Origin of the sequence: Bradyrhizobium sp. HKCCYLRH3061 (genome assembly GCF_051168015.1) — a bacterium.
GTDB lineage: Bacteria > Pseudomonadota > Alphaproteobacteria > Rhizobiales > Xanthobacteraceae > Bradyrhizobium.
Window position 1 is genome coordinate 135,624 of record NZ_JBNPUE010000005.1, and the last position, 23,367, is coordinate 158,990.

Genomic DNA, 23,367 nt, shown 5'->3' on the forward strand with positions numbered 1-23,367 from the left:
TCCCCCAAGACCTCGGTTGTATCGCGCCGCTTCACTCAAGCGGCGGCGGGACGATGCGGAGGGTCGATAACGGGGGCGTGACGATCAGCTGACAATCCGCTGACGGATTCACGATGTTGCGGATCGGCGCGTCACTGAGAGATTGTCGCAGCTGGCGACGCAAAAAGGCCCGCCGCATCGTCTGCGGCGGGCTGTTTTTCACGGCAATGATGTCAGCCGTGGACGCTCGGTCGATCAGCGATCGTCGCCGGAGTGTCCGTCGTGGTCGTGGTGGTGCCAGCCGCCGTCATGATCGTGGTCACCATCGTCGTCGCTGAAGGCGAACAGGTTCATCAGGTCGCCGATCGCCGGACGGTTCTTCGGCACATAGCGGTGGTCATCCCGGTCATGGATCGGGTTGGGCAGCCGGTCGCGGCTGACGGCGGAGATCGTGGGCAGCCGCCAGTTGCGCTCGATGAATTTCAGCAGCGACACGTGATCGTAATAGGTGTGGTCGACATGGCCCTTCTTGGCCAGCGGCGAGACCAGGATGAAGGGGATCCGGGTGCCGTCGCCGAGAAAGTCGACCGGCTGGACATAGCCGGAGTCGTAGTAGCCGCCGCCTTCGTCGGTCGTGATGAAGATCGCAGTCTTGGCCCAGAGCTGAGGATTGGCCTTGACCCGATTGATCAGCGCCTCGAGGAATTTCTCGTAGAGATCCGTGGTCGAATCGGCGGGATGACCGGCGAGCGCCTCGAACGGACGCACGAACGACACCGCCGGCAGCGTGTTGTTCTGCACGTCCTTCACGAAGGCGCCGTAGTTCTGCAGCTTGGCTTCCTCCGCCGGGGTCTTCATGATCTTGTTGAAGCCGGTGAGCGGGTCGCAGATGCCGCAATAGGAGTGGAACAGCAGCGGCACGCCGTCGACGCTGCTGGCGAAGGTGGTGGTGTCGTCACCGCGGTCGGCGCTGTAGTACTTCCAAGAGACGCCTTTCGCCGTCATAACGTCGGCGATGGTCGGCGCGCTCTGCGGCGGCAGCACGAACTTGTCCGAGCCGAGCGCGTTCGGCTTGGCGCTGGTCTGGTTCCAGAACATGCTATAGTTGTTGACGAGGTAATAGTGGTTCGGCGCGCAGTTGTTGCTGGTGACGCCGTTCTTGAACAGCTGCTCGTTGACGGCGGCGACGCCGGGCGCGCTTGGGTCGGAGCAGTTGACGTAGGATCCGCCGCTGTAGCCGTCCTGCTTGTAGTAGTTGTTGGTGCCGGGGACGGGATCGGGATTCTCGATCTGGTTGGCGTAGGGCACGGCGGGGGTGCCGTTCAGCGTCTCGGGATTGGTGAAGAACGCAGCGTGGCCGGTGACGAGGGCCTGGAAGTTGGCTCCGGTGCCGCCCATGATCGCTTGGTGATAGTTGTCGCTGATCGCGTACTCGTCGGCGAGCTGCTTGAAGAACGGCGCGTCACCCGGCTGGGCCTTGCCGGAGGCGTCGGTGAACGGGTTCATGTTGTAGAACCCCATCGAGATGGCGCCTTCCATCGGGTTGAACCCGCCGGACGGATAAGGCTGCCCGTTCGACCCGGTGCCGATGGTCTGTTCGACCCACACGAACTTGTCGTGCTTGCCGCCGTCGATGTCCTGCCACATCTGGAAGAAGCGGTGTACCGGATCGCCGGTGTAGGCGGCATAGGAGACGTATTTCGAAATCTGGTAGGGGCCGTTGGGAAGATTGGCCGGGAAGCGGGTGTCGAGGACGTTCTGCGGCAGGCCGATTCCATAGGTGGTGTAAGGTTGCGGCAGCGTCGCATAGGCGCCCGTGGACGCGGTCTCGGCAGTATAGCGAACCTCGTCGCGGCCGATCCGCTGCTCTGCCTTCTTGAAGTGCCGGCCCGGCGTGCCGTCTTCGTTGACGATTCCCTTGCTGAGCAGATTGTCGATCGTCTGCCCCGGCTTCGGCTTGTACGTGCCGAACAGATTGTCGAACGTGTGGTTCTCGCCGACGATGATGATGACGTGCTCGATCGGTGTGCTCGTCGCCGCTCCGGCGAAGGCTGGCGCGACGCTGGTCGCGGTAAAGACGGCGCTGGTCGCAAGGGCGAGCGCCTTGGACCGGGTGACTGTTCTGGTCATGACATCTCCAGACGGAGTGGGGTAGCGGCGCGCACGTGCTGATGTGGGCTCGCCTGCGGCAATTTATCGCGGCAACAAATTGCAACGTGGTGTCGGTCTTGCTTCGGTTTTGTGAAATGCGCCGAGCAGCGCGAATGCAGGAGACAAATGCGCCCCACCGCGCCAGCCATCGCGTGCCGCGCCGTCTTCACTCCATTGCTGCAGGGAGCCCGCCTTCGCCGAGCCATGAACCGGCAATGCCGGTCAGAGCTGGCCCGGGACCCAGTCCAGCGCGAGGGCCTGGCCCTGGGCGATCTGGCTGGCCGACATCTTCGAGGCCACGGCGTTGCGAAGCCGCAGGAAGTAGCTGCGCTGTGTCGACTTGGCGTGCCCGGCGGCGAGGTTGAGCCATTTGTAGGCGAGCACGACGTCCTGTGGAACGCCATGTCCCTTGTCATACATCAGGCCAAGCATCGCTTGGCCGAATGGATTGCCGGCGGCGGCGGCCTGGCAATAGAGATCGCTGGCGACCTCATAGGCCTGCGGGGTCCCAAAGCCGTTCTCATACATGAAGCCGAGCATGGCCTGCGCGCGCGGATCGCCGCGCAGCGCCGGCGGCGTCAGCACGCGCATGGCGCGGACGAAGTCACCGCGCGCATAGGCACTGCGTGCGGCACTAACCGAATCGGCGTGCACAGGCGATGCGATTGCGCCGAGCAGCAGGCCGGCTGCGGTGCAGACGACGGCGAGGCACCGCATCGTCGGCCGGGTCATTTGGCGGGGATCAGCGGGTGGTGCGGACACGCAAATCATCCGTGATGCTGGCTCCAACCGATCCGCGGAGCTTGGAGCGGAGTTCTTCGGCCACCTGATGGGCATCGCTGCCGTCGCGAATGATCTGCGGCCGGATGAAGATGATCAGCTCTGTGCGCGTGCCCTTCTTGTCCTGATGCGAGAACGCGTCGCCAAGCACCGGGATCTCGTCGAAACCCGGAATGCCGTTGCGATTGCCGTTCTGCTGTTCGCTGATCAGGCCGGCCAGCAGCACGGTCTGGCCGTTGGCGACGGAGATCGCGCTCTTGACCTTGCGCTGCGACACCGTCGGCGTCAGGCTCGCTGCCGTCTGCGCGGCGACGTTGCTGATCTCCTGCTCGATCTCGAGCCGGACGTTGCCGTTGGCGGCGATCCGCGGCACGACGCGCAGGATGATGCCGGTGTTGCGATAGTCGATGGTGTTGACCACCGTGTTGCTCGACGACAGCACGGTGGCGCTGCCAGTCGAGACCGGCACGACGTCGCCGACCTGCAAGGTGGCGCTTTGGTTGTTGATCACGACCAGCGAGGGATTCGAGAGCACCTTCACGCTCGTCACGGTGTGAAGCGCATCGAGGATCATGTTGGGCGACGCTTCATTGCCGATCAGGAAGTTGAATCCGGGCAAAGCGCGGTTGATCAGCGCCGTCGTCGCGGCTGAGGCCGTGGCCGTCGCGACCGAAGTCGCCTGCGTGTTGCTGATGGAGCCCCGATCGGTGCCGAGCCCGAGGAATTTGCTCGAAAGATATGATTGCACGCCGTAGGAGAGTTCGTTGGTGAGCGTCACCTCGGCGATGGTCGCGTCGATGCCGACCTGCAACACCGGCTGATCGAGCTGCTGCAGCGTGCCGGAGATGATGCGGTAGCTCTCGCGGTCGGCGTAGATCAGCAGCGAGTTGTTCACCGTGTCCGGCGTGATGCGCACGTTCGGCATCAGGGACTGCCCGCCACTGCCGCCAGCGCGGGGTTCCAGTCCGGTCGAAGTCGGCGTGCTGCTGGATGATGACGTGCTCGACGCCTGCATGCCGGACAGGCCGCCTGCGCCCTGGGTCCGGCTCGACGGATTGGCACTGGCGCTCGAGGATCCCGTCGCATTGGTGTTGAAGGACAGCCGGTCGGCAACGGAGGTCGTGGTGCCGTCGGAGCCCGGCGCGGCCTGGCCGTCGGCGCTGTCGGTGGAGGACGAGCCGGCGCCGCCGAACATGTCGGTGAGCACCTTGGCGAGCTGGCGCGCGTCGCCGTAGCGGACCCGGTAGACGTGGACGCTGGTGCGCCCGGAGTCGGCCTGATCGAGCCGGCGGATCCAGGTCGCCGCGCTCTGCAGCAGCGCCGGCTTGCGCGTCACGACCATGATCGCGTTCAGGCGATTGACGACCTGCAGCTTGACGAGATTCTGGCTCAATCCGTTCTCACCAGAGTCCATGATCTTTTCCAGCTCCGCCATCAACGGCTCTGGCGCCGAATTGCTGACCGGGAAGATGCCGACGGACTGGCCGCGCATCCAGTCGACGTCGAAGCTCATCACGGTTTCGATCGCGGAGCGTCGCTCGGCTCCTGTGCCCTGGATCAGAAGCAGGTTCCGGGTGGTGTCGGCGCGCACGCTGCCGGCGCGGGTCGCGAAGCTGTCCATCAGCTTGAGGATCGTCTGCGCACCAACATATTGCAGCGGCACGACGGAGACGCCGTAGCCGGGCTCGGCGCGGCCGGCTACGGCGTCGACGCGTCCGGCTCCGATGGCGTCGCCGAGCGGGGTCAGCTTGTAGCCACCGCCTTCGCGGACCAGCACGACGCCGGACAGGCGCAGCGCGCTCTCCAGCACGAACAGGATGTCTGATTTCGGCACCGGCCGCGCCGACACCAGGCTGACGCTGCCCTGCACGCGGGGATCGATCGCGTAGCCCGCGCCGAGGATGTCGCCGATCACGACCTTCGCGACCACTGCGATCGGCGTGTTCTCGAAATTGAGATCATAGCCCTTGCCGTCCGCCGCCGGCAGCGGTCTGACCTCGGCGACCTCCTGAACCGTGGTCCCTTGATAGGTCCGCGCGCTCGCGCGCTCGACCTCGGGGCGTCCCTGGATCGATGCGACCGGTGCATTGTCGCGCGGCAGGATGTCGAGCGAGCGCACCTTGTCGATGACATCGACATCGGCAGGCGCGCTGGCCTGGGAATTGAGCGTTGCCATGTTGCAGGAGGCGAGCAGCACCGCGATCGCCAGCAACGAGGCATGTCTGACAACCGCAGCGGACTGGCTTCGATTGCCGATACCAAACATGGACTTACCGATCTACTCGTGTTGACCGGCCGAAACGGGGCAGCGCCTCGGTTTGACCGCGCAGCCTGCATAACGGTCCAATATGACACTTATGTATAATTGGCGGCTGCCGTCCGACCTTTGCGCCGCGTGTGTGTCGGAAATGTCGGCGCCTCCGGCATTCGTACGGCCGTCATGTTCGCGATCAATAACGTGGGTCACCAGTAGCGGCGTGCCGAGACGATGGGCCGGCACGGGCGCCACCCGGATCACGCCATGAGCGGTACACTGTCGACCCAATTCCATGCCTATCTTCGCGAGCGCCATCCCCAAGCGGCGGGCGAAGGCGGAGCTGCGGCCGAAACGCAGATCGCGCTCTGGGACAGGTTCGGCCTGACCGCCGACGTTTTCGCGGAGGAGGTCGCCGGCTTCACCGGATTGGAGCGCGTCGCACTGCGCGAACTGCTGGCGGCACTGCCCGCGGTGAGCGAGTTCTCCGACCGCTTCCTCCGCGAGGTGCTCGGCTATCCCTACAAGGATTCTGACGGCGCCGCCGTGTTCGCGATGGCCGATCCGACCGATCAGGCCGTGCGCCGGGCCGCGGAGCTGGTGCTCGGCCCGCAGACTCTCTTCAAGGTCGCCTCGCATGAGGATATCGCCGTTGTCCTGGACCAGCGGTTAGAGGATTCCGGCGAGCCCGACATCTCGCCGGCGCAGGAGCTGCGCGACGACGACATCGAGAGTCTCCGCGATCTCGCCAGCGGCGCGCCGGTCGTCCGCGCGGTGAACGATCTGATCGAGAAGGCCGTAGAGATGCGCGCCAGCGACATCCACATCGAGCCGTTCTCGACCGGGCTCGTGGTCAGGCTGCGCGTCGACGGCCTGTTGCGTCCGATCGCGGCGCCCGCGGGCGTGTTGCCGCAGGCGGTGATCTCGCGCATCAAGATCGTTGCCGGCCTCAACATTGCCGAGCGGCGGCTGCCGCAGGACGGCGCCGCGCGCATCCGCGCCGGCCGCGCCGAGATCGACGTTCGCGTTGCGATCATGCCGACCCAGCACGGCGAATCGGCGGTGCTGCGCATCTTGCCGAAGGATCGCTCGCAGCTCGTCGCGAGCCGTCTCGGTCTCGCCACCCGCGACGACGCCGCACTCCGGCGCCTGATCACGCTGCCCCACGGCATGATCGTGATCACGGGGCCGACCGGCAGCGGCAAGACCACGACTCTGGCGACGATCCTGTCGCTGCTCAACACACCGGAGCGCAAGATCCTCACCGTCGAGGATCCGGTGGAGTACGAGATTCCCGGCATCAACCAGTCGCAGATCAAGCCGGCGATCGGGCTGACTTTCGCGAGCGCGCTGCGTTCCTTCGTGCGTCAGGACCCCGACGTCATCATGGTCGGCGAGATCAGAGACAGCGAGACGGCGCATGTCGCGGTCCATGCCGCGCTGACCGGCCATCTCGTGTTGACCACGCTGCATACCGAAACCGCGGCCGCGGCGGTGCCGCGCCTGCTCGATCTTGGTGTCGAAGGCTTCTTGTTGCGCTCGACCTTGCGCGCGGTGATCGCGCAGCGGCTGGTGCGTCAGCTCTGCGATCATTGCAAGGCGCCGGAGGCGCTCGATGAAGAGACATGCCGCCAGGATCCTCGTCTTGGTCATCTCGGCCTCGTCCCCGGCGACATCACCTGGCACCCGAGGGGATGCGAGCGATGCGGCCAGAGCGGCTATCGCGGCCGGGTCGGCGTGTTCGAGCTGCTCGAGCTGACCAACAGCCTGCGCGAGCTGATCGCGGACAGTGCCGACGGCCTCGCGATCGATCGGCTGGCGATCCGGGAAGGCATGACGACGATGCTCGACGACGGCGTCGCCAAGTGCCGCGCCGGCGTCACCTCGGCCTCCGAGCTGCTTCGTGTCCTCGTGGCGCGGTGAGGTGGATCGTGCCGAGCTACCGCTATCGCGCTCTGACGCAGTCCGGTGAAATCGTCGTCGGATCTCTCGTCGCGCCGTCGCGCAGCGAGGTCGAACGGCGCATCTCGTATCTGCAACTTCTGCCGATCGAAACCGTGGAGGAGAAAAAGGAGCGGACCGGCGCTGCGTCCGGGCTCTCGTTCGGCGCTCCGTCCGCGACTGAAGTGACCACGTTCACGCGCGACCTGGCCCTGCTTCTCAAGGCCGGCGCGCGGCTCGACGACGCGCTCGATCTGTTGTCCGGCGATTCCGATATCGGCCGCCTCCGTCCCGTGGTGGCGCGGCTGCGTGCGGCGATCATGGCCGGTGAAAGCTTCGCCGATGCGGCGGCCGCCCAGCCGCAGTTGTTCTCGCCGATGTATGTCGCGCTGATGCGCGTCGGCGAATCGTCGGGAACACTCGATCACGTGCTGACCGCGCTGGCCGGCGAACGCGAGCGGTCGGAGGCGACGCGCCGCAAATTGACCGACGCGATGCAATATCCTGCCTTCGTGTTCCTCGCGGCGATCGGCGTGATGCTGTTCTTTCTCGTGGCCGTGCTGCCGAATTTCTCGGCCGTGCTGCGTGACTTCGGTGGCCGTACCGATACGGCGCTCGGCTTCTTCATGACGCTGTCGGATCTGCTGCGCGCCAATGCAGCCGCGATCTCACTCGGCTGTGCGGCGCTGCTCGCGGCAGGCTGGTGGCTGTTGCGTCAGCCCGCGGTTCGCGCCGGCCTGGCCAGCGTCGTTGCGGTCATGCCCGGAGTCGGCAGCCTGCTGCTGTTCTATCGGACCAGCCTGTTCTGCCGCAATCTTGGCCTGCTGCTCGGCTGCGGCGTCAATCTGAGCGCGGCCCTTCGCATTCTCGTCGATGTGATGGCCGTGACGTCGTCGCGTGCGCCTTGGTCGGCAGCCGCGGATCGCGTCCGTCACGGCGGCAAGCTGTCCCAGGCATTGTCGGCCGACAACATGCTGCCGCCGATGGCGCTGCGCATGCTGCGGCTCGGCGAGGAGACCGGCCAGTTGCCGACGCTGTCGACACGGATCGCTGAGTTCTACGAAGCCAAGCTGCAGCGCGGCCTGGATCGCGTCGTCGGCATCGTCGGCCCCGCCGCCATTCTGCTCATCAGCGTGGTTGTCGGCGGCCTGATCGTCTCGATCATGACGGCTTTGCTTTCTGTGACGCAACTGGTCGGCTGATGGCTACCAAGGAGAATGACATGAGATCGGACACGCAGAGCAAGCCGGCCAAGAGTGCCGACCGTGAACACGAGCGCGGCTTCACGCTGGTCGAGATGCTGGTCGTGATCACGATCATCGGGCTGATCATGGGTCTCATCGGCCCGCGCGTGTTGAACTATCTAAGCGAGTCCAAGACCAAGGCGGCGCGGATCCAGTTGCAGAGCTTCTCGGCGGCGCTCGACCTGTTCTATCTCGATGCCGGCCGCTACCCCTCGACCTCGGAAGGCCTCGCGGCGCTGGCGCAACGGCCGGCCGGGTTGAGCGCCTGGAACGGTCCCTATCTCAAGGGCGGGGCAGTGCCGAAGGATCCGTGGAATACGGCCTATGTCTACCGCGCACCGGGCGATCACGGCCCGTACGACATCCTGTCCTACGGTGCCGATGGCCAGGAAGGCGGCAGCGGGACGGCGGCGGACATCGTGCTGGGAACGCCGACGCAGACGAGCGCGCGCAGTGAATGACGGCGGCCAGCGCGGCTTTACGCTGCTCGAGATGGTCTGCGTGCTCGCGATCGTCGCGCTGCTGGCGTCCGTCGCGCTGCCTTATCTGCCGCGGCAGACGTCGCGGCCGCGGCTGCAGGCCTACGCGTTGCAGGCGGCGACACTGCTGAAGTCGGACCGTGCCTCATCGATGCGGACCGGCGCGCGCGTCGACACGGAGATCGACACGTCGCGCCGCTTGATCCGCTCCGGCAGCAGCGCGGCTGCGCTGAAGCTGCCCGACGACGTCGCATTCTTGGCGACGTTGCCGCGCAGTTGCCAGCATCGGCCGGTGCTGGCGACGATTACCTTCTTTCCTGACGGCCTGTCCTGCGGCGGGGCGATCACCTTGTCGCGCGCCGATCTGAGCCTGGAGATCAGGGTGAACTGGCTGACGGGGAGGATCGACATTGTCTCGCGCGCGCTCGCCAATGGTTGAGATCGATCGCCGGAGTGAAGCCGGATTTTCGCTGATCGAGGTGCTCGTCGCGCTTGCCATCGTGAGCGTGTCGATCATTGCCATCGGCGCCGTGGTGTCGCGCAACGCGGCCAGCGTTCGCAAGCTCGAACAGCATGTCACTCTGGTCACCGACATGAGGCTGGCGTTGGCAACGATGCTGGCCGATCGCGGCCGGCTGCAGCCGGGCAGCATCGATCAGCGCTCCGGCTCCGGGTCGGTGGTGCTGCAGGTCAGGCCGCTCGGCGGCGATTGGAATGAGCCGGCGGGACAGACCGGCTGGATCCCGGAGGCGGTGACCTTGCGCGTCAAGACCGGCTCGGGCGCGGTCGCCGATGTGCAGACGGTTCGCCTGGCGCGAGGAGCGCGATGATGACCGCCCGATCCGATCGATCCCGAGAGCAGGGCTTCGCACTGATCGAGGCACTCGGCGCGCTCGCGATCGCCGGCATCGTGTTGTCGGCGCTTGCCGCGGTGACGTCGCAATGGCTACCGGCGTGGAAGCGCGGATTGGATCGCGTCCAGCGCGCCGAGATGGTGGCCGCTGCGCTGCGGCGGGTCGGCGATGATCTCGCTGCCGTGCAGTTCGTCTCGGCCAATCGCGAGCAGAAGGGACCGTTGTTCGTGGGCGACGAGGTCTCGGCGATGTTCGTGCGCGCCGAACTCGGCCCCAATGCCGGACATGGTCTCGACATCGTGCGCATCGGCGAGGAAGGGAGCAGGGGCGAACGCGCTCTGCGGCGATCGCGTGCCATGTTCGAGCCCGTGCCGGTCGGCCAGCCCGTGACCGAGCATTTCCGGTTCCGCGATCCCGTGGTGCTGCTGTCGGCGCCGTTCCGGATGTCGTTCGCCTATGCCGACGGGACGATGGCGTGGACGTCGGAGTGGCGCGATGCGACCAAGCTACCATCCGCCGTGCGCATGACGGTTTATGACGACAGCCGTGGCGGTGCCGCCGTTCTCGTCAGCGCAGTCCGTATTCACGTCGATGCGCCGGGCGGCGGCTTTGCGGATCCCGGAGCGGCAGGCACCGCGAATCCGTCGGCGGGTGCTGGCGAGCCGCCGCAGCCGAACAAGAGCGAGCCGATCGACTAATGCTGGTTCGCTCCTTTACCAGAGGTTCTGCCCAGAGGCGCGGCGCGCAGGATGGCTTCATCCTGATCGCGGCGCTGTGGATGCTTGCGGCGTTGGCGGCCCTGGTCGTTGTCGTCTCGCAGCAACTCGGCAGCTCGGCGCGGTTGCTGCGGCTCGAGGACGAGGCGGTCGAGGCCGATGCGCTGGTCTCGGCGGCCATCGAACTGTCGGCGTATCGTCTGCTGCTGTCCAAGGACGAGGAGCGGCCGAGGCAGGGCGGTTTCCGCCTGGCGCTTGCAGGCAACGACATTGCGGTCTCGTTCGTCAACGAAGCGGCGCGGATCGATCTCAATACCGCGTCCAAGGACATGCTCGAAAATCTCTTCGTCACGCTGGGCGTCGAGCGCGATGCTGCCAAGGATCATGCCGAGCGGATCGTTGCGTGGCGCTCCAAGCCGTCCGATGCAGCCAAGGCGCAGGCGGAGGAGGCGCGCTATGCGGCGGCCGGTCTCAAGCGGGTGCCGCGCCTGGCGCCATTCGCGCATGTCGGCGAGCTGTCGCTCGTCCTCGGCCTTCCCGCATCGCTGGTTGATCGGGTGCTTCCGCTGGTCACCGTCTTCAACGGTTCTCCGGGAATCGATCCGACGATCGCGGCGCCGGAGGTCGTTGCCGCATTGCCGGGAATTACGCCGCTGATCCTGAAGGATTTCCTCAACGCACGGGCGTCGTTGTCACAGGATGCCGATACGCTCGCCAAGATGTTGGGGCCTGCTGCGAAGGACGCCGCCAAGGGCAAAAGCAAGGCTTATCGGCTGCGCATCGTCGTCGGTCCGGCGGGCGGGCTTCGTCACACTGCGACGGCGGTGATCGTTCCCGGCGAAGGCGAGGAGCCCTATCGGCTGCTGGCGCGCCAGGACGAGGGACCGCAGCCGAGGGGAGCGCTTCAGGCGCGGAGGATGCCATGAAACTGACCGAAGCGATCGAGCGCGGACTGACGGTGTGGACGGAAAGCGTCGCTACAGCGATCGAGGCCGTCGCCGATCGGCAGCTCAGACGCCCGCGAGTCGTGATCCGCTACGATCAGCCAGAAGCGATCGTCATGACGGTACAGACGCCGCCGAAGGCGAGACCGATGCTGGCGGCGGCACGGCTGAATCCGGCTTTGGGAGCGGCGCAGGTCGGGCTCTCGCCGGAGTGGCTGCGAACCTTGCGCGGTGCTGTCCTGGACATCCATCTGGCCGCCGAGAACGTTCTGATCCGGCCTCTCGACTTTCCCAAGCAGGCGGAGCCTTTTCTGGACGGCATGATCCGGACCCAGATCGGCAGGTTGACGCCGTGGAATCTCGGACAGGTCCTCTACGGCTACAGCGCCCGGCGCGCAGCCAGTGATCGGATCGCGTTGACGCTCGCGGCAACGCCGCGCGCTCTGGTCCAGCCCTTGCTCGCCTTTGCCGATCAGGTCGGCATTGCCAAGCTCGTCATCACCGCCGACGTCGGCCCAACCGATGGCGGTCCGATCCAGATCTTCAAGACGTCGCTGCGTTCGTCGCTTGCCGGCGGCCGTGATCTCGGGCGCGTGCTCAAGCTCAGCTGGCTGTCGGTCGCTGCGACCACGGCGGTGCTGCTGATCGCGACGACGCTGATCGGTGGATATCTCGATGGCGAGATCGAGGACGCACAGGCGCAGGTCACGCGGCTGCGTGCGGCGCTGCGGCCCGCGATGGGCGCCACCGCCGCCGACGGGCTGCTCGCCAAGCGCAAGCAGACCAGCCCCGCCAGCGTGATCGTGCTCGACACGTTGTCGAAGATCCTCCCCGACGGGACGTATGTCGTCGAGATGCATGTCGAGAACGATCGGCTGCAGATATCCGGCCTGACCCAGGATGCACCCGCGCTGATCCGGCTGATCGAGCAGTCGCAGCAGTTCAGCCGCGCCACCTTCTACGCGCCGACGACGCGCACCGCCGGCGAAGCGGGCGAGCACTTCCACATCGAGGCGCGCATCAACGCCTATTTCGGAGACCGGGCATGAACTGGTCGACATCGCTGCGCCGCATGTTCGTGAACTCACCGGCCGTTTCTGCGATCCTCTATGCGGCGACCATTGTCGCACTGCTCTGGCTTGGTGCCGCTGGGGTCGTCGATCTCGTCGCCAGGCGCGACCAGCTCAATGACACCAACGCGCAACTGGCGCAGTTTTCCGGACGCAAACGGCCAGCCGGCAATTCCGCCGCAGGCAGCGCGACGGCTCCGGGTGGATCGGTGTTCGTGGAGGGACGAACGGTCACCATCGCGGGCGCGGCGCTGGTCCAGCGCCTCACGGAGGCGATCAGCAAGGTCGGCGGCAGCGTGCTGTCGACCCAGGTCGAGCTGCCGGCGGCACGCGCCAACACCAACCTGATCAGCGTGGTGGCAAGCTGCGAGCTCGAACAGCCGGCGTTGCAGCAGCTGCTCTATGATCTCGAGGCCGGATTGCCGTTTCTCTTCGTCGATCAACTGCATGTGCAGCAGCCGCTGGCCGCCGCAGCTGGCGGCGTGGGACGATTGACCGTGCTGGTCACCGTGTCGGGTCAATGGCAAGGAAAATCGTGATGCGATCGTTCGTAGGCTCGGGCCTCGTCACCTTTGCCACCGTGTGCGTGCTTGCAGCTTCGCTCAGCCGTGCCTGGAGCGAGACGGCGGATGGTCTCGAGCCGGCCACGCCCGTCCAGGCCGCGCCCGCGCCCGGCGCCTCCGAACCGCCGGCCGCCATGTCAGAAGCTCCCAGCGCAGAAGCTCCGGGGGGCAGGAGTGCCAACCCGCTGTGGGATGTTCCGATCAGTACCCTTTCGGCGACACGTGATCGTCCGATCTTCTCGGCGTCGCGGCGGCCGCCGCCGGTTGCCGCACCCGTCACGGTGATGCGGGCGCCGCCGCCTGCGCCGCCGAGGGAGCCGGAACGGCCAAACCTGCAGCTCGTCGGCACGGTGATCGGCGACGAGGAGAGCTTCGGCATCTTCGTCGACGCGGCGTCGCAGGCATCGCTGCGCTTGCGGGTCGGCGCTTCGCATGAGGGATGGGTGCTGCAGTCGCTGCGACCGCGTGAAGCCTCGCTGCTGAAGGCGCCGGAGACCGTCACTCTGCAAATGCCGCAGCTCGGCACAGCCGGCAGCGGCGACGTGCAGGCGGGACCGATGACCCCGCCCGCACCTCCGGGCGGACGCGAGCGGATGGCGCGGCGGGCGCGCTGAGGTCAGCGGCTTACGGCAATCAGAAGGTCACGAGCAATTCGCGCCCGGTGACCTGCAGGGCGAGTACGGCCAGCAGGCCGAGGACGAGGAACGGGCCGAACGGCAGCGCCGTCTGGCCCGTCAGCCGTCGTCCCATGACGAAGAGAGCGAGCGCCGCAGCGAGTGCCGTCGTCGTGGCGATGAGCAGCAGGATCGGCAGATTTGGCAGGCCGGCCCAAAGCGTTGCAGCCATCAGAAACTTGACGTCGCCGAGGCCCAGTCCCTGGCGGCCGCGGGCCATTGCGTAGAGCAGCCGCAGCAGCAGCAGCGCCAAGCCGATCGCGAGGGCTGCGGCGCAATTCCACAGCGCCTCGGGCAGGTCGACGAGCGTCGCCAGTCTTGCGAAGCCGCTGGCGGCGACCAGCGCATTCATCCAGTCGGGCAGCAGCCCGCTGCGCAGATCCGTCCAGATCAGGCCGGCGCAGGTCAGGAGCAGCACGGCAATGGCTGCGATATTGATGGCGTCGGTCACGCGAGGTGGGGATTGGCGGTGTCGGATCGCCCGAGCATAGGCCTGCTCAGGACGCGAGCGATAGTCCCGCCATCATCAGGCCGATCGCGGCGACCCAGCCACCGACCGCGCGCACGGCGATTCCGCGCCAGCTCGATACCGGCTCGGTTTCAGGACGCCGGAAGGTGAGCGCGAGCGCCATCACGAGGGTGATGGCGACATAGCCTGCACTGGCGAGCCCGGCGGCGTACAGGAGACGGTCGGTCTGCGGCACGAGCTCGCCGGCATTCGCTGCGCCGCGCATCAGCCCGAGCATGAATGCGATCGCGCTCAGCAATGTCACGGGAATGCGCAAGGCCGCGGCCAGCAGCAGCCCGAGAATGAGAATGGTCGCGGCGTCGACGAGCGGGGAAGCCGGGGCGAGCCCCGACCCGGCGGCGAGCGCCAGCCCCGCGCACAGGCCGAGCGGAAACACCACGACCAGCCAGCGTCCGCTCGCCGCACCGAGCGAGCCGGCCAGCAATCCCAGCGCGGCCCAGACCACGACGTCTTGCAGGGTGAGCAGCGGATGCAGGGCGCCGGCGTAGAAGTCACCGAGCCGGGCCGATACGATATGCGCATCGGCGAGCTGCGCTTGCGCCAGCAGCAGCACGGATGCGAGCAGGGCGGTCCGGTGGTACGTCCTCATGCCGCGACTCCGAGGCTCGCGATCAGGAAGTAGCCGCCGAGCGCGGCGATGGCTGCGCCGACGCCCTGGATGATACGCTCGCCGCCGGGCCAGCGCGCGAGCGCGCCGATGGTGATGCCGCAGGCGTGGAGAAGACCGGTCGCGACCACGAAGCCGCAGCCATAGGCCAGGGGATTCGCCGCCGTCGGGAGCTCGATGCCGTGCGCGTGGCCATGAAAGATGGCGAAGATCGCAACAATGATAGCCGCAATCGCGAACGGGACACGGACGCGCAGGGCGACAGCGAGGCCAAGGACCAGCGCTGACAGCGCGATGATGAGCTCCGGGACGGGCAGACCGATCTTGAGGATTCCCAGGACGGCTCCGAACGCCATCACCAACGGGAAGACGACCGGCAGGATCCAGATCGCCGCGCCGCCGAGCTGCGCGCCCCAGATGCCGACTGCGACCATTGCGACCAGATGATCCAGCCCGGTCAAGGGATGCAGCAGACCACTGGCGAGGCCGCCGCCGACGCCGGTCTGCTCATGGGCAAAGCCAGGATTCGCAGTTAGCAGCGAGAGCAAAGCCGCACCCAACACGGCGTGCAGGAGTTTGCGCGCGATCATGTTCGTCCCATTCATCATCATGCGGCCGCCAGAACCCGCACCAGGCGGCCCAGGAACCAGAACATCGAGACCGAGCCGATCGCATAGGCCGGCAGCTCGGCGCCCCAGCGCGGCAGCGCCGCGCCGAGCCGGCGATGCGCCCAGATCAGTGCCAGCACCAGCAGCACGAACAGGATCTGCCCGACTTCGACGCCGACATTGAAGAAGAGCAGCGCCGCGGGCAGGATTCGCCGCTCCAGGCCGAGGCTCGCGAGCGCGCTGGCGAAGCCGATGCCGTGGACGAGACCGAAGCTGAAGGCGACGGCCCAGGGGTAGCGGGCGGTCAGCCCGATCTCGCCGCGCTGCTGCTTGATGATCTCGACGCCGACGAACACGATGCTGAGCGCGATGCAGGCGTTGAGCGGGCCTTCGGGAACGCCGATCAAGCCGAACGCCGTTGCAGCCAGCGAGGCGCTGTGGCCGATCGTGAAGGCCGTGATCGTCTTGAGCAGGCGCCAGCCGCCCTGGACGATCCAGATCAGCCCGAGCACGAACAGCAGGTGATCGGCGCCGAGCAGGATGTGGTCGATGCCGAGGTTGACGTAGGTCTTGGCAAGCTCGAGCCAGGTCTCGAGCGTCGGCGCATCGGTGCCCAGCACCGTCACGACCGGATTGGCCGCTGAGATCGTGTAGCTGCGCGTCTCTCCAGCGAGCGACGTCACGCGGATGATGGCAGCCGACATGTCCTCGCCGAGATTGCCGATCGTCATCTGTCCGACGAGGCCCTTGTCGCCGCAATTGAGTTCCGGCAGGCGCAGGTAGCAATGCGGCGGCATCTTGAGCTCGATGCGGTTGACGCCATCCTTCGGCAAGGTCGTCCATCGCCCGATATACGCGCCGGGCCGCATCTCGCGAAATTCGAGCACGGCGATCGTCGCCTGATGCGCAGCCGCCGGCCGCCCAGGCAGCAGCGCTGCGAACGCGAGCACGATGGCGATCAGGGCGCGCGCGCCGGTCACGGCTCGTACCTGATCGTGTAGTTGGCCTTGAGCCGGCTCACCGCCTCCCAGGCCCGTTTCCGTGTCTCTTCAGTGTGCCAGATCTTGGCTGCCTCGGCGCGGATGTCCTCGAGTTTCGCAGGCGCGCCCGGCGTCCGGGCGTCGAGACGAACCACGTGCCACCCGTCTTTCGACTGCAGCAGGATCCATTCCTGGAGGGGCGCCTTGAGCAGGCCTTCGCTGAAGCCGTCGCCGAAGCCGGCGGCCAGGCTCGGCACCGGCCGGTCGAGAACCGCGCGCGTCTGATCGCGCAGCTCCTCCGATTCGCGCTGCTCGCGAATGTCGTCCAGATAGCGCCGCGCCGTCGGTTCGTCGCTGGGTGGCGTCATGAAGAAACTGACACGCTCGGGCTCGTCGAACCGCGCATGATTGTCGGCGAACCAGGCGCGCAACTGCTCGTCGCTTGGCTGCGGCACGCGCACCTGATCGAAGATCAGATATTGCAGCTTGAACGCGACACGGTCGCGGATCATCTCGTCGCCGCGGTCGACGCCGAGCGTCTTGCCTTCCCGATAGAGGATTTCGCTGGCGACCCAGGCCTCGACCATCTTCTGCAGCTCGGCCTCGCTCGGGGTGCGCTGCTTGTCCTCGTCGAACGTGTCGATGAAGGACTGGCGCAGCGCCTTGGTCACGGTGATGACCTTCTCGTCCTTCGCTGGCGGATGGATGATGGCGTCGGCCGCGAAGATCAGTCCGCCCAGAACAAGGAAGTGCAGGAGCGGCTCCCTGCCGAGCCCACGCAGGGCGGTCACGAATGATATTCGCGCTGGGGAAGAGCTGTTGCCATCTTGCTGATTGGAGCGTGCAGAGGCGCTCTCAAAGGTCTGCGCCGCATTCGACATGGCAGGGGCTGACATACGTTCTTTACAACTCGGGCTGCGCTCGTTGCGCGGCGCGTATATGCAACGGCACAGTTGCCGTTGTCACCGGGCAAACGTCAGTGTCACAAAAATTTCGCAACGATTGCGGATCGCGATGGCCGTGGAGATGGCACCAGCAAAAATAAATCCTTCAACAAACTGTCTCCGAGTTTTGGTTTGGTCGCGCCGCGAATGACGACGGCGCATCGGTCGCGTTGTCATCTCGGTTTGGAGATCGATCGAATTCTTTAGGGGCGACGATAATGGTTCCATCTACCAAGAAAATCCTGCTGACAGCGGCCTCGGTCTCGCTGGCTCTGTCACAAAGCGCCGACGCCGGGGAGCGTTGGGGGGAAACGAGCAAGAACAATCCGTATGTCGCGGGCGACATGCACAACCACAACACCTGCACCGACGGCTCGGTCGCAGCCGGCTATGCGATCGATCGCTCGGTCGGCAAGGGCACCGCGGCTGCTGGCGGCAATAATTTCGATCTCGACTGGTTCACCCTGGGAAACCACGGCGGTTCGGGCAACCGCGATTGCCGCTTCAGCGATGCGAGCGCCAACATCCCGGGCGACAACACCACGACCTATTGGAGCCAGACGCTCGGCAAGACCATCGACGGCATCACGATCACCAGCCTGAAGGGCACGCCGAACGGCACCGACACCAACGCCAAGATGTGGCGCTGGCAGTCGATCAAGGAGGTCGAGTATCCGACCATCGTCAATCGCACCGCGACCTACAACAAGGTGCTGGTCGAAGGCCTCGAGTGGATCCTGCCCGGTCACGAGCATGGCGACGTCGCCGTGATCGCCGGCCAGAACCCGCGTGGCTACGGCAATGCCGACAAGATGGCCGAGTTCGAATATCGTTTCGACCGCGGGGACACTGACGCGATCGGTCCGGTCGATGCCAGCAACAACCCGGTCTGGGCCGGCAAGGACAATGTCAACAATTCCGGCACGGCCGGTCACCAGAAGGCCGTTGCCGGCATCGCCTGGCTGCAGGCGAACCATCCGCTGCAATCCTACGCGGTGCCGACCCATACCGAGCGGCAGGGACCGTTCAACCCGAACGGCTCGGCCGGCTACAACATCGAGCACTTCCGTGACTTCAACAACGCCGGCCCGACGGTCGCGTTCGGTATCGAAGCCCCGGGTCACATGGCCGAGGGCGGCGTGAACGGCGGCTCGGGCTCCTATGGCTCGGGCGCGGTCGGCGGCGGCACCTACGGCATGCAGGGCGTCTACACCGCCAAGGTTGGCGGGCTCTGGGACGGTCTGCTCGGCGAAGGCCGCAACTTCTTCCTGTTCCAGAGTTCGGACTGGCACAGCCGCGGCGTCTATGGCGCGCGCGATCCGGGTACGACAGCGGACTTCATCCCCGGCGAGTACACCAGGCTGTACGTGCCGAACGAGCGGCGCTTCTCCCAGCAGTCCATCATTGACGGCATGCGCTCGGGCAACTCCTATTCGGTCAACGCCGACATCATCGACTCCGACATGGAGTTTCGTGCGAAGGGTGAATGGGACTACGACTGGAAGACGATGGGCGAGACGCTGGTCGTGCGTCCCGGCGAGAAGGTCACGCTCGAGATGGAGATGACCGTTCCGGCGTCCAACAACAGCCCGTACAGCTTCAACAATCCGCTGCTGCTGCCGGTCGGCATCAAGCAGCCGTTGAACAAGCCCTCGCTCGACCACGTCGATCTGATCACCGGTGACATCACCGGCCCGATCGCGCCGGGCGCCCCGGGCTATGCCGTGGCCAATGCGAGCGGCGTCGCCGGTGCGGCCATCGTCTACAACCCCTCGGCCAAGATCGCGAAGCAGATCCAGGCGACCAAGATGCAGAGCCGCAAGCTGCGCGACGGTTCGGTCCGGCTCAGCTTCAGGACCACCTTCATCGCGGGCAAGACTCCCTTCTACATCCGCGCCCGCGGCACCAACATCCCGCCGGCCACGCCGAACGTGTCCGACAGCGCCGGCAATCCGCTGCTCGATGCCAACAACGCCACCGTCAGCTGCACGGATCCGGCATGTCCGTCGCACCTCGGCACGGTCGGCGGCGTGAAGAAGGTGACCAACGACGTGCAGGCCTGGTCGAACGTCTGGTTCTATGCGAACCCGATCTTCGTCCGTCCGTACGGTGCGCCCGAACTGCTGGTCGAGAAGAACAAGGAGCTGGCACGCAAGCTGGCTCACGATCATCACCACTGGCACGACTGGGATCATTGGGGCCATTGGGGCCACTGGGGTCGCTGGGCCTTCAACCGCGACTGATTGATCGGCATCGATCCGGCGGAACGATAGCGTCCCGCCGGATCCAGCTTACTCGGAGCGCCGGTTTGCGAACCGGCGCTTCGTCTTTGCAACCTGCTTTGCCCTGGGGGTCCTCGACGTGATGCCTCGCTTGTCCGCTGTGATTCTCGCCATCCTGGCTCTCACGACCGTTGTCGCATCGGCGCATGACGAGGAACCGACGCAGGAGGCATGCGATGCCGCGGTGGCCGAGGCACGCGCACAGGCGGCGACCTTGCCGGCGGACGACGTGTCGCGCTATTTCGCCGAGCGGGACATTCAGCAGGCGCTGGTCGAGGCCGGCAATGGCGAGTTCGATGACTGCGTCGAGAAGGCCGAGCGGGCCGTGCTGGAAGTACGCGACCGGCCCCACAGCCTGAAGCCCGGCGAGCGGCTCAATATTCTTCGTGCCGACGAAATGCCGACGCGCTGACGGGCGCGCACCGCGTCTCGCCTCTCGTCATCCGGCTGTCATGCAAGTCGGCAATTTGTCGGTCCTGTTGCGGCGCATGCAAGGCCTTGAGACATGGACCAGATCGAAGCTCTTTTTCCGATACCGTTGATGCGTTCGCCCGCGCTGTTGAGCGTCGAGCTCAAGGACGCGGCGGTGGCTGCCATCCGCAATTCGAAGATCGAGAACAATCTGCGATCCGGACAGCTGTTCCACACCGAGGTCGCCGATCCCCGCGCCAACAATCTGTTTCAGACCATCGCCGAGCTCGCGGTGCCCAAGCTGGTCGATTTCGGCGAGCTGCTGTTCGGCGAGAAGCTGCGCTGGACGGTCAAGGAGATGTGGACGAACATGCTGGAGACCGGCGGCAACCAGACCCTGCACGCCCACGCCAACAGCTTCATCTCCGGCATCTTCTATCTGACGCCGTCGCATCCTGGTAGCCGCACCGTGTTCGTGCGGCCGCCGGGCGGCAGCGACTTCTCGTTCCGCCACCATACCCGCAGTGCCGCCGTCGGCCCGTTCAATGCCGGCAAATATGTGCTGCCCGAGGCGGAGCCCGGCGATCTCGTGCTGTTCCCGAGCTATCTCTACCATGAGGTGCCGCGCAATCAGGGCGACCAGCGCATCACGATCGCCTTCAACGCGATTCCTGATCATCTGGATTGCTGGGGCTACCGCGTCAGCTTCGCGTCCTGACGCGCTATCGTTCGAACTCGCGCGACCGCAGGTCGCGCGCCTCGTGTCGCGACGGCGCGGCGGCATCGATCGCCCGAAGCAGGCGTTCTGCAGCCGCGCGATCCGATCCGAGCAGCGCTTTCACCATGCTCATCAGCGGCGCATAGGCCGGCTCGAACTCGGCGCTGGCGCGAATGGAATCCAGGAGGCCGGGCGCGGCGGCTGCAATGAGCGCCGGTCCGCGCGGTTCGCCGGTCAGCGCCGCGCCGGCCTGGATGAATCGGTTGCGAGCCTGCCAATAAGCGCCGAGCCGCTGCTCCCAGCTTCCACGCTTCGAGTCGCCCAGCAGTTCGCCCGCGTCCGTCTTTGTCTGATTGAGGACCGTCAGCAGCAACTGCCATGGGGCCGCGGAGAGAGCGTGGACGTTGCTGCGCGCGTCGAACGTGACGAACGGGAAATCGTCGGTGTTGTGCGGTCCCGGACCGGCGAAGCTCGCGAGTGCTTTCGCGCCGGCGACATACTGGCCGAGAAGGTCGATCGGCTGATCGAAGCCGAGCGGTTGAATGATCGGGTGAAGCTTCCGGTCGGAAAACCGTGCGGCGAGGAGCTCGGGATCGATCGGGTCCGGGGCCGCTGATCCGATCAGGGCCAGCATCGGCGTGCGCACGCTGTAATGGTTCAGCCAGGCTGACCCGTGTGGGAAGACCGCGAGAAAGCTTCTGATGATCGCCCGCAGCGACGGTGCATCGAGCTGATAGAGCGGCAGCCACTGGCAGAACACGCCCTCGGCCGCCAGCCTCCGCTTGACGGCCGCGAAATGTTCGACCGTGTACAGCGCGCCGCTGCCATCCAGCGCCGGGTGGAACAGGTCGGCCACGATCACGTCGTAGCGTCCGTCGTGGGCGACGATGAAGCGCCGGGCGTCGGCAACGGCGATCGGCGGTCTTTCCTTCTCGGCCGCGGGGTTGTCGAACCAGGACAGCAGCGCGACGACCTCGGAGGAGAGTTCGACCGCGCGCACGTCGAGATCCGGCATCTGCGCTGCGCCGAGCACGGTCGCGCCGGTGCCGACACCGAGGAAGAGCGCGCTGCGCGGCGCCGGATGCAAGAGCAGCGGCAGCATGGCCTGGCGGAAATCGGACCGCACAGAGCTGGTACCGCCCATGCGGAAGTGGCCGTTCACTTCGAGATAGCGTGCCCCCGAGGCGTCGTCGACGACGCTTGCCGTCGCCATCGGTCCCTCGCGCACGGCGAGAAGCTTGCCGCCCGGCGGGACCTTGATGAGCAGGGGGGCGGGAAGGCACAACAGCGCGAGCGCAAGCAGAGCGGGCGCCGCGGCCCACCGCAGCACGACGCGTTGCGGCTGCAGCAACAGCAGATATCCGACGGCAACGAGGATCAATGCCCTCCAGATACCGAAAGCGGGAATCAGCAGCTGTGCTGCGGCCAGCGGTGCAATGGCTGCGCCGACGCTGTTGATGCCGACGGCCCAGCCGACCGATCCCCGGCCGTCACGGACCTCCTGCATGAGCTGGCCGAACAAGGCACCCATCGCCATCGCGGGCAGTAGCAGCAGCGCCAGCGCGATGCCGAGCTCGCCGGCGACGCCGAGGCTCGCCGCGCTATCGGCGAAGCCGCCAAGCAAGGGCGTCATGATCGCCGTGCCGAGGCCAACGAGTGCGGTGAGGCTGATCAGAACGGTTCTGCCGCGTGCAACCGTGGGCCCCAAACGCTGCCAGATCATGCCGCCGATCGCGGTGCCCAGCAGATAGGCCGCCAGCAGACAGGCGAAGCTATAGACCGTGTCCTGCATCATCTGCGCGGCCAGGCGCACGACCAGCACTTCGAACGCGATGCCGAGCAGGCCGGTGACGAACAGAGTTGCCGTCAGGCGGAGGCCGGTGACAGCATGCCTGCTATCGTCACGCGCGCGAGCGTCGGCCTGCACGGCTCGGCCGAGGCGAAGCGCTGCGAGCGCGCAGGCCGCGTTGACGGCTGCCAGGCAAAGCAGCGTCGTCGACAATCCAAGCGCGGGGATCAGCACGAAGGTGGACAGCAGCGTGCCGGCGACGGCGCCGGCGGTGTTCGCGCCGTAGACGCCGGCGCTGACGGACCGCGTGCCGTGCGCTGCGGACGTCATGCGTTCCAGCGCGGTCAGCGTGCCGCCCATTGCCACCGTGGCCGGCAACAGCACCAGCGTCGGCAGCAGGAAGCTCGCGCTCCACAACAGGAGGGGGGAGGGAGCCGTGCCGAGCAGCGGCGCCAGGGCGCGCGCGCTCGCCGGAAGCAACCAGATCGCACATAGCCCCCACAGGCCGATGACCGCTTCGAGGACGGCATAGAGCCGGTGCGGATTGGCGACGCGGCGGATCCGGCCATCGAGGACGAAGGCGCCCACCGCGAGCCCGGCAAAAAATCCGGCGATGGCGCCGAGCACGGCCATCATCTCCGTGCCCAGGGCGAGGGCGAGCTGGCGCGTCCAGACGATCTCATAGCCGAGGCCGGCGAGGCCGGATGCCGCAATCAGCAGCTTCAGCGCCCCCAGCCGGGCCGTGCTCTGGCGGGCGACGAGATCGACGCCGGATGACCTGGCACCTTGCTTCTCCGCGACCAGATCATTGTCGCGCGGGTCTGCGTGGCGTGCCTCGGTCAAGGTTTGG

The 23,367-nt window shown here is 66.4% G+C and carries 22 protein-coding genes; 13 read left to right on the top strand and 9 right to left on the bottom strand.

Features of this window, described 5'->3' with window-relative positions:
* Positions 1-234 precede the first annotated feature (234 nt).
* From ACQR2C_RS11355 to gspD, 3 genes are all read right to left on the bottom strand, one after another.
* On the bottom strand, positions 235-2,109 hold the full coding sequence (locus ACQR2C_RS11355; RefSeq protein WP_434881144.1) for an alkaline phosphatase family protein: 1,875 nt from the start codon (positions 2,107-2,109) through the stop codon (positions 235-237).
* A 243-nt stretch (positions 2,110-2,352) separates the two neighbouring features.
* Positions 2,353-2,901, bottom strand: a complete 549-nt coding sequence (locus ACQR2C_RS11360) for a tetratricopeptide repeat protein (RefSeq protein WP_316180596.1) — start codon at positions 2,899-2,901, stop codon at positions 2,353-2,355.
* Positions 2,873-5,176 carry a type II secretion system secretin GspD gene (gene gspD / locus ACQR2C_RS11365; RefSeq protein ID WP_434881145.1) on the bottom strand — a complete coding sequence of 768 codons (2,304 nt, stop codon included), beginning with the start codon at positions 5,174-5,176 and terminating at the stop codon, positions 2,873-2,875. The genes ACQR2C_RS11360 and gspD overlap by 29 nt, the downstream gene beginning before the upstream one ends.
* 255 nt (positions 5,177-5,431) lie before the next feature.
* Here gspD and ACQR2C_RS11370 point away from each other — a divergent pair, with 255 nt between their 5' ends.
* The 10 genes from ACQR2C_RS11370 to ACQR2C_RS11415 are packed head-to-tail and all read left to right on the top strand — an operon-like array spanning position 5,432 to position 13,589.
* Positions 5,432-7,087: a GspE/PulE family protein gene (locus tag ACQR2C_RS11370; protein WP_434846633.1), complete on the top strand. Its 1,656-nt coding sequence runs from the start codon at positions 5,432-5,434 to the stop codon at positions 7,085-7,087.
* 8 nt (positions 7,088-7,095) lie between these two features.
* Positions 7,096-8,307, top strand: coding sequence for a type II secretion system F family protein (locus ACQR2C_RS11375; RefSeq protein WP_434873039.1), 1,212 nt, complete (start codon positions 7,096-7,098; stop codon positions 8,305-8,307).
* 20 nt (positions 8,308-8,327) lie between these two features.
* Positions 8,328-8,810, top strand: a complete 483-nt coding sequence (gene gspG, locus ACQR2C_RS11380) for a type II secretion system major pseudopilin GspG (protein WP_315802979.1) — start codon at positions 8,328-8,330, stop codon at positions 8,808-8,810.
* The gene (locus ACQR2C_RS11385) at positions 8,803-9,267 is read left to right on the top strand and encodes a prepilin-type N-terminal cleavage/methylation domain-containing protein (RefSeq protein ID WP_434881146.1); all 465 of its coding nucleotides are present in this window, start codon (positions 8,803-8,805) and stop codon (positions 9,265-9,267) included. Before gspG ends, ACQR2C_RS11385 begins: the two co-directional genes overlap by 8 nt.
* Positions 9,260-9,658, top strand: a complete 399-nt coding sequence (locus tag ACQR2C_RS11390; RefSeq protein WP_434881147.1) for a PulJ/GspJ family protein — start codon at positions 9,260-9,262, stop codon at positions 9,656-9,658. The genes ACQR2C_RS11385 and ACQR2C_RS11390 overlap by 8 nt, the downstream gene beginning before the upstream one ends.
* Positions 9,658-10,380, top strand: a complete 723-nt coding sequence (locus tag ACQR2C_RS11395; protein WP_434881148.1) for a PulJ/GspJ family protein — start codon at positions 9,658-9,660, stop codon at positions 10,378-10,380. Before ACQR2C_RS11390 ends, ACQR2C_RS11395 begins: the two co-directional genes overlap by 1 nt.
* Complete coding sequence (locus ACQR2C_RS11400) at positions 10,380-11,324, top strand: general secretion pathway protein GspK (protein ID WP_316237892.1); 945 nt, start codon at positions 10,380-10,382, stop codon at positions 11,322-11,324. Before ACQR2C_RS11395 ends, ACQR2C_RS11400 begins: the two co-directional genes overlap by 1 nt.
* Positions 11,321-12,391 carry a PilN domain-containing protein gene (locus tag ACQR2C_RS11405; RefSeq protein ID WP_434881149.1) on the top strand — a complete coding sequence of 357 codons (1,071 nt, stop codon included), beginning with the start codon at positions 11,321-11,323 and terminating at the stop codon, positions 12,389-12,391. Before ACQR2C_RS11400 ends, ACQR2C_RS11405 begins: the two co-directional genes overlap by 4 nt.
* Entirely contained in the window at positions 12,388-12,951 is a 564-nt protein-coding gene (gene gspM / locus ACQR2C_RS11410) for a type II secretion system protein GspM (protein ID WP_315802985.1), read from the top strand. Before ACQR2C_RS11405 ends, gspM begins: the two co-directional genes overlap by 4 nt.
* Positions 12,951-13,589, top strand: a complete 639-nt coding sequence (locus tag ACQR2C_RS11415) for a hypothetical protein (RefSeq protein ID WP_434881150.1) — start codon at positions 12,951-12,953, stop codon at positions 13,587-13,589. Before gspM ends, ACQR2C_RS11415 begins: the two co-directional genes overlap by 1 nt.
* Before the next feature lie 19 nt (positions 13,590-13,608).
* Here ACQR2C_RS11415 and ACQR2C_RS11420 read toward each other — a convergent pair whose 3' ends face one another.
* The 5 genes from ACQR2C_RS11420 to ACQR2C_RS11440 are packed head-to-tail and all read right to left on the bottom strand — an operon-like array spanning position 13,609 to position 17,254.
* Positions 13,609-14,100, bottom strand: coding sequence for a prepilin peptidase (locus ACQR2C_RS11420; protein ID WP_434881151.1), 492 nt, complete (start codon positions 14,098-14,100; stop codon positions 13,609-13,611).
* 46 nt (positions 14,101-14,146) lie between these two features.
* A complete protein-coding gene (locus ACQR2C_RS11425; RefSeq protein ID WP_316180613.1) occupies positions 14,147-14,767 on the bottom strand; it encodes a HupE/UreJ family protein in 621 nt (206 codons plus the stop codon).
* Complete coding sequence (locus ACQR2C_RS11430; RefSeq protein ID WP_315802989.1) at positions 14,764-15,375, bottom strand: HupE/UreJ family protein; 612 nt, start codon at positions 15,373-15,375, stop codon at positions 14,764-14,766. Before ACQR2C_RS11430 ends, ACQR2C_RS11425 begins: the two co-directional genes overlap by 4 nt.
* A gap of 17 nt (positions 15,376-15,392) precedes the next feature.
* Positions 15,393-16,373, bottom strand: coding sequence for a HupE/UreJ family protein (locus ACQR2C_RS11435; RefSeq protein ID WP_434881152.1), 981 nt, complete (start codon positions 16,371-16,373; stop codon positions 15,393-15,395).
* Complete coding sequence (locus tag ACQR2C_RS11440; RefSeq protein WP_315803165.1) at positions 16,370-17,254, bottom strand: peptidylprolyl isomerase; 885 nt, start codon at positions 17,252-17,254, stop codon at positions 16,370-16,372. Before ACQR2C_RS11440 ends, ACQR2C_RS11435 begins: the two co-directional genes overlap by 4 nt.
* Positions 17,255-17,535: 281 nt before the next feature.
* On the opposite strand from ACQR2C_RS11440, the gene ACQR2C_RS11445 reads away from it, so the two are divergent.
* From ACQR2C_RS11445 to ACQR2C_RS11455, 3 genes are all read left to right on the top strand, one after another.
* Positions 17,536-19,560: a hypothetical protein gene (locus ACQR2C_RS11445; protein ID WP_316180617.1), complete on the top strand. Its 2,025-nt coding sequence runs from the start codon at positions 17,536-17,538 to the stop codon at positions 19,558-19,560.
* Between the two features lie 121 nt (positions 19,561-19,681).
* Positions 19,682-20,011, top strand: coding sequence for a hypothetical protein (locus ACQR2C_RS11450; RefSeq protein ID WP_315802992.1), 330 nt, complete (start codon positions 19,682-19,684; stop codon positions 20,009-20,011).
* 93 nt (positions 20,012-20,104) lie between these two features.
* The gene (locus tag ACQR2C_RS11455) at positions 20,105-20,728 is read left to right on the top strand and encodes a 2OG-Fe(II) oxygenase family protein (protein ID WP_434881153.1); all 624 of its coding nucleotides are present in this window, start codon (positions 20,105-20,107) and stop codon (positions 20,726-20,728) included.
* Positions 20,729-20,732: 4 nt separating this feature from the next.
* Here ACQR2C_RS11455 and ACQR2C_RS11460 read toward each other — a convergent pair whose 3' ends face one another.
* Complete coding sequence (locus ACQR2C_RS11460; protein WP_434881154.1) at positions 20,733-23,150, bottom strand: spermidine synthase; 2,418 nt, start codon at positions 23,148-23,150, stop codon at positions 20,733-20,735.
* Positions 23,151-23,367 lie beyond the last annotated feature (217 nt).

Excerpts from the sequence above, each read along its gene's own strand:
- ACQR2C_RS11355 (WP_434881144.1), bottom strand. The coding sequence starts at position 2,109 with ATGACCAGAACAGTCACCCGGTCCAAGGCGCTCGCCCTTGCGACCAGC.
- ACQR2C_RS11360 (WP_316180596.1), bottom strand. The coding sequence starts at position 2,901 with ATGATTTGCGTGTCCGCACCACCCGCTGATCCCCGCCAAATGACCCGG.
- gspD (WP_434881145.1), bottom strand. The coding sequence starts at position 5,176 with ATGTTTGGTATCGGCAATCGAAGCCAGTCCGCTGCGGTTGTCAGACAT.
- ACQR2C_RS11370 (WP_434846633.1), top strand. The coding sequence starts at position 5,432 with ATGAGCGGTACACTGTCGACCCAATTCCATGCCTATCTTCGCGAGCGC.
- gspG (WP_315802979.1), top strand. The coding sequence starts at position 8,328 with ATGAGATCGGACACGCAGAGCAAGCCGGCCAAGAGTGCCGACCGTGAA.
- ACQR2C_RS11390 (WP_434881147.1), top strand. The coding sequence starts at position 9,260 with ATGGTTGAGATCGATCGCCGGAGTGAAGCCGGATTTTCGCTGATCGAG.
- ACQR2C_RS11395 (WP_434881148.1), top strand. The coding sequence starts at position 9,658 with ATGACCGCCCGATCCGATCGATCCCGAGAGCAGGGCTTCGCACTGATC.
- ACQR2C_RS11400 (WP_316237892.1), top strand. The coding sequence starts at position 10,380 with ATGCTGGTTCGCTCCTTTACCAGAGGTTCTGCCCAGAGGCGCGGCGCG.
- ACQR2C_RS11405 (WP_434881149.1), top strand. The coding sequence starts at position 11,321 with ATGAAACTGACCGAAGCGATCGAGCGCGGACTGACGGTGTGGACGGAA.
- gspM (WP_315802985.1), top strand. The coding sequence starts at position 12,388 with ATGAACTGGTCGACATCGCTGCGCCGCATGTTCGTGAACTCACCGGCC.
- ACQR2C_RS11415 (WP_434881150.1), top strand. The coding sequence starts at position 12,951 with ATGCGATCGTTCGTAGGCTCGGGCCTCGTCACCTTTGCCACCGTGTGC.
- ACQR2C_RS11425 (WP_316180613.1), bottom strand. The coding sequence starts at position 14,767 with ATGAGGACGTACCACCGGACCGCCCTGCTCGCATCCGTGCTGCTGCTG.
- ACQR2C_RS11430 (WP_315802989.1), bottom strand. The coding sequence starts at position 15,375 with ATGATCGCGCGCAAACTCCTGCACGCCGTGTTGGGTGCGGCTTTGCTC.
- ACQR2C_RS11440 (WP_315803165.1), bottom strand. The coding sequence starts at position 17,254 with ATGTCGAATGCGGCGCAGACCTTTGAGAGCGCCTCTGCACGCTCCAAT.
- ACQR2C_RS11445 (WP_316180617.1), top strand. The coding sequence starts at position 17,536 with ATGGTTCCATCTACCAAGAAAATCCTGCTGACAGCGGCCTCGGTCTCG.
- ACQR2C_RS11450 (WP_315802992.1), top strand. The coding sequence starts at position 19,682 with ATGCCTCGCTTGTCCGCTGTGATTCTCGCCATCCTGGCTCTCACGACC.
- ACQR2C_RS11455 (WP_434881153.1), top strand. The coding sequence starts at position 20,105 with ATGGACCAGATCGAAGCTCTTTTTCCGATACCGTTGATGCGTTCGCCC.
- ACQR2C_RS11460 (WP_434881154.1), bottom strand. The coding sequence starts at position 23,150 with ATGGCCGTGCTCGGCGCCATCGCCGGATTTTTTGCCGGGCTCGCGGTG.